The sequence below is a fragment of the Neoroseomonas rubea genome, assembly GCF_016106015.1.
GTDB classification, from domain to species: Bacteria; Pseudomonadota; Alphaproteobacteria; order Acetobacterales; family Acetobacteraceae; genus Neoroseomonas; species Neoroseomonas rubea.
The window spans coordinates 1-3,157 of sequence record NZ_JACADQ010000420.1 but is presented as its reverse complement, the minus strand read 5'-3'; the positions used below and the strand labels follow the sequence as shown (position 1 = coordinate 3,157).

The following is a 3,157-nucleotide window of genomic DNA, read 5'->3' as shown; positions in this document are numbered from 1 at the left end:
GAAGGCGGGGAGGGCGCCGCCCTCCCCGGACCCCACCCGCCAGAGGCCGAAAGGCCTCTGGACACCCGCACCTGGGAATTTCCGGCGCAACGAAATCCTGGTTTCCAAAGGCCTTTCGGCCTTTGGTGGGGTGGTGCGGAGGGGCAAGGCCCCTCCGTTCAACCCTGGCCGAGGAAGCTCAGCACCGCCGCGTTGAACGCCGCGGGATTGTCCGCCTGCACGCTGTGCGCGGCGTTCGGGATCGTCACGCGCCGCGCATTCGGCATCGCGCCTTCCAGCGCATCGAGGATGCGCGCGAATTGCGGCTGGGACCTGTCGCCGCCGACCAGCAGCGTGCGCGCGCGGATGCCCTCGGCCTCGGTGCGACGATAGGGGCTGCGGCGCTCGTTGATCTGGCCGATCAGGGTGCGCGCATTGGCGCGGTTGACCTCCTTGCGCGCCTCGGACCGCTTGGCCCAGGCGCCGGGGCCGCCGGTGTGCTCGGCGACGACCGTCAGCCCTTCCTCCTCCCGCCCCTCGGCGATCAGCGCGGCGGCCTTGGCGAAGGCGGAGGCCTGGTGGCCCGCCGGCGGCGCGCCGCCGAGGCTCTCGTCGAGTTCCCCGCCGGGCTCGACCAGCACCAGCGCGTCGATCAGTTCGGGATGGTTCTGCGCGACGCGGAAGGCGATGTGCCCGCCGCGCGAATGGCCGACGAGGCGGAGCGGCCCGGCGCCCAGCGCGCGGATGAAGCCGGCGATGTCGGCGGTGTGGCGCGCGATGGTGAAGTCGCCGCCATCCTCCCAGCGCCCGGGCCAGCAATGGCGGAGACTCACCGCCATGGCGCGGAAGCGCTCCCCGAAGGGCGCCATCTGCGCGGCCCAGGAGCGCTGGTCGCCCAGCGTGCCATGCACCATGACCAGCGGCGGGCCGGCGCCGGCCTCGGCGTAGGCGATGTCGGTGCCGTCGACGGCGATGCTGGGCATGGTGTTCCTCCGTGGTGTCGTCGCGCGGTCGCGCGGCGGGTCTTCGTCAGCCGCGCGCCGCGTCGATCAGCGTGCGGAAGCGCCGCACCACGGCGGGCAGCCCTTCGAACACGCTCTGCGAGATCAGGAAATGGCCGATCGAGACCTCGGTCACCTCGGGCCAGGCGGCGATCGGGCCGACGGTGTCATAGGTCAGACCGTGGCCGGCGTGGCACAGCAGCCCCGCCGCGCGCGCCGCCTCCACACCGCGGCGCAGCCGCGCGAGTTGCGTCGCCCGGTCCGCGACGGGGCCTTCGGCATAGGTGCCGGTGTGCAGTTCGATCGCCAGCGCGCCGAGCCGCGCGGCGGCCTCGATCTGCGCCGGATCGGCCTCGATGAAGATGGACACGCGCACATCCGCCGCGCGCAGCCGCTGCACGGCCTGCGCGAGGAACGGCCCGGCGCGCAGCACGTCGAGCCCGCCTTCCGTCGTCAGCTCCGCGCGCTTCTCGGGCACGATGCAGCAATAGGGCGGGCGGATGCGCTCGGCGAAGGCGACCATCTCCTCCGTCGCCGCCATCTCGAAGTTGAGCTGCGTTGCGACCTCGGTGCGGATGCGTTCGACATCCCGGTCGCGGATGTGGCGGCGATCCTCGCGCAGATGCACCGTGATGCCGTCCGCACCCGCCTCGACGGCGATCCGCGCCGCTTCGACCGGGCAGGGAAAGGCCCCGCCGCGCGCATTGCGCAGCGTCGCGACGTGATCGACGTTCACCGACAGATCGAGATGCGTCATGCGAAACCCCTGGCGCGCGCCAGCTCCGCCGCCAGGCGGAGGGCCGCGATCAATGATGCCGGATCGGCCCGGCCCGTCCCGGCGATGTCGAGCGCCGTGCCGTGGTCCGGGCTGGTGCGCACGATGGAAAGCCCCAGCGTGACGTTCACCCCGCCCGCCATGTCGAGCGTCTTGATCGGGATCAGCACCTGGTCGTGATACAGCCCGATCGCCGCGTCATAGGTGGGCCGCGCGAGCGCGGTGAACATCGTGTCCGGCGGCAGCGGGCCGCGCGCGTCGATCCCTTCCGCACGCAGCGTCGCGACGGCGGGGGCGACGATGTCGATATCCTCCCGCCCCATCGTCCCCGCTTCGCCCGCATGCGGGTTAAGCCCGGCGATGGCGAGCCGCGGGGCGGCGATGCCGAACTCCTCCCGCAGCGCGCGCGCCGTGATGCGCGCCGTCTCGACGATCATCGCGGGCGTCAGACGGGCAATGGCGCGCGCGAGCGGCTCATGCACCGTGACGGGCACGACGCGGAGTTCCGGGCAGGCGAGCATCATTACGGGCGGGACGCCGGTGCCCGCGATCTCGCCGAGATACTCGGTGTGGCCCGGATGGCGGAAGCCGGCAGCCGTCAGCGTCGCCTTCTGGATCGGGTTGGTCACCACGGCCGCGGCGCGGTGGGCCTTGGCGAATTCCACCGCCTCGGTGATCGCGGCGATGGTCGCCGCGGCGTTCGCCGTGTCCGGCCGGCCGGGGACGGGCGGGACGGGCAGCGGGCGATGCAGCACGGGCAGGGCGACGGGGAAGATCGCGGCGGCTTCCTCGGGTGCCGTGATGGCGCGCACCGGCACGGCGAAGGGCCGCGTCGCGTCGTCGATCAGGAAGAAGGCCGGGCCGGTCGCGCGCAGCGCGGCCCAGGCGCCCGCGGCGATCTCGGCGCCGATGCCGGCGGGTTCTCCCATGGTGAGGGCAAGCGGGCGCATTGCCTCGGGATGTAGCCCCGCTTCCGGCGTCTGGCGAGGGCTTGCGCCGGCGCAAGCGGCGCCGCGTCGGCCATGCTATGGACGCGGAATGGAGTTCCTGGCGAATTGCCTGCACGACCTGACGGCGATCGGCCCGGGCGGCGTGCCCGTGGTGATGGCCGCGCTGTTCATGGCGGGGCTCGCCGGCGGCGCGACCCACTGCGCCGGCATGTGCGGGCCCTTCGTGATCGCGCAGTCGGCGGCGGTCGCGGACCGCGCGGCGGCGGGCGGGATGCTGGCGCGGCTGTCGGGGGCCGCACTCGCGCCCTATCACCTCGGGCGCGGGCTGGGCTACGGGCTGCTCGGCGCGCTGGCCGGCGGCTTCGCGGGGCTGGTGGCACTCGGCACCGGGCTGCGCTTCCTGCTGGCGGCGCTGCTCGCCCTCGCGGCGCTGCTGATGCTGGCGCAGGCCA

At 73.6% G+C, this 3,157-nt stretch carries 4 protein-coding genes; 1 reads left to right on the top strand and 3 read right to left on the bottom strand.

Going from position 1 to position 3,157, the window contains the following annotated elements:
- Positions 1-158: 158 nt before the first annotated feature.
- Genes HW577_RS22980 through pdxA form a run of 3 tightly spaced genes read right to left on the bottom strand, consistent with a single transcriptional unit; the run spans position 159 to position 2,705 of the window.
- Positions 159-962: an alpha/beta fold hydrolase gene (locus tag HW577_RS22980; RefSeq protein WP_198378439.1), complete on the bottom strand. Its 804-nt coding sequence runs from the start codon at positions 960-962 to the stop codon at positions 159-161.
- 46 nt (positions 963-1,008) lie between these two features.
- Positions 1,009-1,737: a pyridoxine 5'-phosphate synthase gene (locus tag HW577_RS22975; protein WP_198378438.1), complete on the bottom strand. Its 729-nt coding sequence runs from the start codon at positions 1,735-1,737 to the stop codon at positions 1,009-1,011.
- A complete protein-coding gene (pdxA, locus tag HW577_RS22970; RefSeq protein ID WP_198378437.1) occupies positions 1,734-2,705 on the bottom strand; it encodes a 4-hydroxythreonine-4-phosphate dehydrogenase PdxA in 972 nt (323 codons plus the stop codon). The genes HW577_RS22975 and pdxA overlap by 4 nt, the downstream gene beginning before the upstream one ends.
- Before the next feature lie 88 nt (positions 2,706-2,793).
- On the opposite strand from pdxA, the gene HW577_RS22965 reads away from it, so the two are divergent.
- Positions 2,794-3,157: urease accessory protein UreH domain-containing protein (locus tag HW577_RS22965; RefSeq protein ID WP_198378436.1), on the top strand; the 364-nt coding region annotated here is incomplete at its 3' end.

What these genes read in the sequence shown, in the direction of transcription:
- HW577_RS22975 (WP_198378438.1), bottom strand. Translation starts at nt 1,737, where the DNA reads ATGACGCATCTCGATCTGTCGGTGAACGTCGATCACGTCGCGACGCTG.
- HW577_RS22980 (WP_198378439.1), bottom strand. Translation starts at nt 962, where the DNA reads ATGCCCAGCATCGCCGTCGACGGCACCGACATCGCCTACGCCGAGGCC.
- pdxA (WP_198378437.1), bottom strand. Translation starts at nt 2,705, where the DNA reads ATGCGCCCGCTTGCCCTCACCATGGGAGAACCCGCCGGCATCGGCGCC.